Here is a 5,340-nt window from a genome sequence, read left to right as displayed (position 1 = left end):
AATGGCAAAGTAAAATGTTTGCTGCCACGCTTCCCAGAACATTTCTCCACTTACCGTATAAGAATCCCGATCTAAGGGATCTATTGTGAGGGTAAAACGGCCATTAGATTGTACAGACATGCTGGCAGTTCCCCCGTCCTCAACCACGTCTACGGAGACGGTGTTTACACTAAATTGGGCTTTGGCGGCCTCCCAGGTGCCGGCGAGTTCGCTGATCTCAAACGGACCATCTTTGGTTAGTAGGTCTTCGTCATCATCATCCTTACTACAGGAGAAATTCAAAGAAATCAACGCGATCAAAAAGAAATAGGCAAACGTTTTCATAGCGATAAATTTTAGTAGAAGGGGCATATTCGTGGAAGGGAACATATCCCCTTCTGATTACAACAATAAATTTATTGAGATCTGCCGGTGTCCGCAATGACATGGATCAGTTTGTTGTGAAAGACCTGCTGTACTTCTTTCAGATTTCTCAATCGGTACTTCGTACCTCATATCGAAATGACTTAGAAGTATTCCCTGAGCTATGCTTACTTGCTTGTAGGGTTTTACATCGGACTTGCCTTTTCAAAGAACCCTCATCGACTATATCGACGCTTTAAAGGCATTTCTTTTTTTAACTTCTTTCTTTTTGTTTCTTGAAGGACAATCAGCGCTCTTTAGAACAGCTGCGCTAAAGGGATTAAAACCTTTTGTTGAAAATGGAAAGAAAAAACGAGCTACGTATTTTTTCAGGGCTATTATGGCTATTGTTTACCATCTCCTTTGCAGCTGGCACTAACGCTCAGCAATACATTCAGAAAGAATATAAAACAGGGCAAGAAACCACCCAATCAGCCGTAGGGATCAACTCCGTTAATGGCACTACTTCTAATAAAAGACCCGTTGAGGTTCTTTACGCTTCTACTGAACAGCGAATTCTGGAAACAATGTCACCCACGGCTCGTGAAAGGGCCGGCTTGTTTGTTAAATTATATAACGCCTATGTCTCCAGGGCCTATTACAGCCTGCTAAAAGAGGCAAAAAAAGCAGATCAGTACTTGCTGGAGGAATATAATTACTTACTCAAAAGCTCTAAAAACAGACCGGACAGGGAGGCGTATAATAAAGAATTAGCACTGGCAAAACTAACCTATGAGGCACACTGGAACATGCTGGAAGTACTAAAATCATGGAACGCCTTTAGTGCCTATGGTTCAGACGATCTGGATCTTTTTAAAAAAGAACAAATAAAAAACGCCTATTTAATGTTTCGCAAAGGCTCTTCAGATTCAGAGATCATTGACTTTTTGGTGTATAGATTGGCTGATCTGTATTATGTTCAGGAATAATTTTTTCCATTTCCAAAAACCCCGTGGATTACATCTTTATTTATTGGGGTCGTAGCAACTGCTATGCAATAGAGCAGATTTTTCAGACCACCTTAGGAAAATAGTACCGTATCAATCCGTACTTTTAGTTTGCTTGGGACAATAAATGTATGTCTTGGGACAGCATTAGTTATAATTCGTCCTTGTTCTGAAGTATGGAGGGATTAATTGTATTATCTTTTAAAGACTAACTCAGATTTAACTACTGTTTTCTTAAAGCCCTGCAAGACAAGCACAATCGAATCTCAACTAAACACAATTCATTATGAAAAATCGAATTTTAATCCTATCCGTATTAGCGGCAACTTTATTTGCCTGCACCAGTGATCCAATGATCAATGATGATCTTGATTTGATTAACATGCCCAGGTCTGGTCCTAATTGCTCCGGGCGAAGGAAATGTAGCACATCTGGGACTCAGTACCCTATTTGAGGAATGGTGTTGGAATGGAGCTCGAACTGACGTAGGTACAAGATCACTTATAATTACAGCTGCGAATGGTGATGAGCTATGGGCTACGCCCATCGCAGTTGAGTGGACTGGAGATTTCACATTTGAAGAGGTAACGATTATCGAAGGCGGAACCGGACGGTTTGCAAATGCCACTGGAGAATTTAAGGAATTCGTAGAGATTACATTCGGAGACGAAAGCGAGCTTTTCGGAACATATTCTTTGAGAGCTGTGGGGACAATAACATATTAAATGATACCATAAAATATAAAGGTCATTCCAGGCACTATTTGCCTGGAATGATTTTTTTTTGCATCTCACAGCTGCCTTTACTTATAAAGTTTTCAGTAAATAATTAGTTACAACTAAAATCAGCAGTATAAAAAATTAGTCATCCTTTTTAATAGCTCATTCTAAACAGCCTTAGGTTTCTTTTCCAAAGGGATATAAACTAGGTTTAAGAATGCGCATAAATGTCAACATAGCTTTATGGAAGATAGGTGATTGGTGAATGGGGGTGAGGCCCGAATCTGGGTGAAACATTTCTAAATCATAAATGAGAAAGTTAGTATTGCCATATACGGCATTATCTTAAAACTTCCCTTTGGGAAATATAGTATAGTACTGGTCATCTTTGGAAAGCATTTTGTAGTTGTCGAGGATCATTATGCTACATTAGTTATGTTGAGTGCAACTGATATGCAGAATTGAACTGATGTAATGATTCACGTTTTCTTAATATTGAAAATAATGCATATTTGACCCTTATATATTAGGTGTTTTAACATTTTTTTATAATTTAGTGATTCACCTCCATAAGTATTTTTTCTGTATAACCAGGCAGATCAATTCCCCCCCAATGCATATTGATATTATAAACCAACCGTTTATGAATAGACATCTTACAATATTCTTTTCCATCACTATAATATTATTATACTCATTAGAAGTACTATCTCAAAAGTCAATAAATTTAAATGGAGTAACCGACTATATTGCTGTAGACAACAATCCATCATTATCAATTGAAGGGAATTTTACCATCGAAGCCTGGATTAAACCAAATGATATTACTGGTGAAAAAACTATTCTAATAAAAGGAAACAATGGGCAGTGTGGCAATTATGGCCTATTCATAAAGGATGGAAATTTAGCTTACGTTAGTGCAGGTGAATGTGGATGGAACGGCAGAGGGGCCAATTCTTCATTAACGGTAGGTATTTGGCAGCACGTTGCAGTAGCTACTGATAATAACATTATAAGACTTTATATTGATGGCGCCTTAAGGGATGAAATAACTTTAAGTTCAACGGTTGGTTCAACAAATTTTGATGAATTATGGATAGGTAGATCTGTTTTTATTACAACGAACTTCTTCTTTGATGGTTTAATAGACGAAGTTAGGATTTGGGATACATCGAAGTCTCATACTGATATAGAAAACAATTTAAATACAGAGTGATCAGGTTTCGAGCCTAACTTACTACTTTATTATAAATTAGATGATTTTGAAGCACGTTGTGACATTACAGATTGCAGTATAAATGAAAACCATGGGTCGAGAATAAATATAGATAATGAAACTCCTCCGCAATATGTAAATGACTATCCATCAAACCTTACCGATGTTGCATGTGGGGTAACCTTCAAAGAAGATACCGCCCCTAATGCAGGAGACGATGGAGAACTTACCATCTGTGTAGGGGATCCACAACCTAATGAAGCAGCTTTGTTTGCAGCTTTAACAGGGGCAGATTCAGGAGGTTCCTGGAGTGGGCCGGTCAATGGCATTTATACCTATACCATAGCAGCTTCCGGCACTTGCCCGGAAGACAGCGCTACGGTAACGGTCAAAGAAGATAACGCAAATGGGTGCACGTCCCTACAGAGTGAATTTCAAGATTTCGTTGATTCGGTACTATTCAATTTGCAGCCAGAGAATGCTAGCAGTTTCTTAAATGATCAAACCGCAGTAACAAGTGTCATACAGGAACTTCAATACTATTATGCAAATCGCTCTGAAATAGTAGATGAGTATTATGACTTTCTTGCAGATCTCTGTGGTGTATATCCTCAATTTTTCAATATTAACCAGACATTCGACGATGTCCAATTCAAATATCTAGGGTCATTTAGGGAGCAAGTCCACATTTATCTGCGGGATTATTTAAGATATTATCCGGATAAAGAACCCCAATTTATTTCAGCGCTTGATCTTTCAAATGGAAATGCGGCTAAATATTTTGATATATGGAACGACTTCGGAATTTTAGTAATTGACAATTACAGCCTGGATCAAACACAGTTGGATGTTCTATATAACTTACTCACTACAATCCCAACAGGCAGCACAAACCTTGGGGTCATTATGTTTAGGGAGTTTTACACTAACGACTATGTAAATGCATTATACATAACCCAAAGTGTAAGTTTTATAAACTCATTTGGACTCCGTGTTGGCTCTTCTCCAGATTATGGTTTTCCTGCAGATTTCGACTCATTTACTTCAGATACATTTTCAATTGCCCTTAGTCATGAAATCTGTCATACAATTGATGCAGACTATATTGGCACAAACACAAGGCTTAATACTTGGAAAAATAACCTGTTATCAGCTGCCGGTACTAGGTATAGTGAATTTTTAAGGACAAGAGTTTTAGATGTGGGAGGTAACGACTTTTTTCAAGTCTATCCTCAGGAGTTCTTTGCCTCTTTGGCCAATGTGTTTTTCAGCAATTCCCAACTAACTTTAAACCTGGCAATACAAAGATTCAATGAGGGTTACAAACAGCCTATAAATCAGTTTTTACTGATGGCCGATGCATTATCAGTTGAAACCAATCAAACCCAGTTTTATGTAATTGATGAGGTATCGAACATTGATCTAACCTATTACGATATAGAAAGGAATGGCAATGGATTTATAAGTAAAATATTTCTTAACACTCAATGCCTGGAATTTGTTTACGATGAAAATAATTTCGTTATTGAAATAAATGATGGAGGATGTGCTATTACCTTCCCGTACAATGCTTTTATACTTTATACCGAAACCCCAGCATGTCCTAATGTTGAAGATGGTTTAATTGAGTTAAGTGCCTCTTCAAACACCCAGGGGTTTGTTTTTGATGTTCAATTGACCGGTAATGGTCGAAATGAAACCTATACAGACGCTCTTTCCTTTAGTTCCAACGTGTCTATCGTAGATTTGGCGTCTGGAACTTATACGTTAAGCATAAGTCTCGATGAAGGCTACAATATAGTTTATGACGAGGTTGTAATAGGCGAGCCAGCAGATCTTTCGGCCAAAAGACAACGCGTAGATAAAACGAGCTCTATGGCATACTACAATGTATCCGGAAGTGAATCATATACAGTTACAGTAAACAACCTAACACACCAGTATCAAGTGGGATCAAAAGGAGATCATTCCCTGGCAGTTCCTATTTCTAAAAGTGTAAATACTATTACCATTAAGGGAGCGGAATGTCAATCCGTCTACCAGGATCTAATCAGCG

At 38.1% G+C, this 5,340-nt stretch carries 4 protein-coding genes; 3 read left to right on the top strand and 1 reads right to left on the bottom strand.

The features are described 5' to 3' along the window. Positions 1–324, bottom strand: a 324-nt coding sequence (locus Q0X89_RS03175; protein WP_297691161.1) for a hypothetical protein, incomplete at its 3' end; no start/stop codon positions are given. 377 nt (positions 325–701) lie between these two features. On the opposite strand from Q0X89_RS03175, the gene Q0X89_RS03170 reads away from it, so the two are divergent. The 3 genes from Q0X89_RS03170 to Q0X89_RS03160 form a co-directional block, all read left to right on the top strand. Continuing rightward, a complete protein-coding gene (locus Q0X89_RS03170; RefSeq protein WP_297691160.1) occupies positions 702–1,331 on the top strand; it encodes a hypothetical protein in 630 nt (209 codons plus the stop codon). A gap of 1,380 nt (positions 1,332–2,711) precedes the next feature. Next, complete coding sequence (locus Q0X89_RS03165) at positions 2,712–3,284, top strand: LamG domain-containing protein (protein ID WP_297691159.1); 573 nt, start codon at positions 2,712–2,714, stop codon at positions 3,282–3,284. A gap of 267 nt (positions 3,285–3,551) precedes the next feature. Then, the coding region (locus tag Q0X89_RS03160; protein WP_297691158.1) for a hypothetical protein at positions 3,552–5,340 on the top strand (1,789 nt) is incomplete at its 3' end.

The sequence above is a fragment of the uncultured Eudoraea sp. genome, assembly GCF_947258525.1.
Lineage (GTDB): Bacteria > Bacteroidota > Bacteroidia > Flavobacteriales > Flavobacteriaceae > Eudoraea.
Note: the sequence above shows the minus strand (reverse complement) of the source record. Positions and strands in the feature narration are given on the sequence as shown.

What these genes read in the sequence shown, in the direction of transcription:
- Q0X89_RS03170 (WP_297691160.1), top strand. Translation starts at nt 702, where the DNA reads ATGGAAAGAAAAAACGAGCTACGTATTTTTTCAGGGCTATTATGGCTA.
- Q0X89_RS03165 (WP_297691159.1), top strand. Translation starts at nt 2,712, where the DNA reads ATGAATAGACATCTTACAATATTCTTTTCCATCACTATAATATTATTA.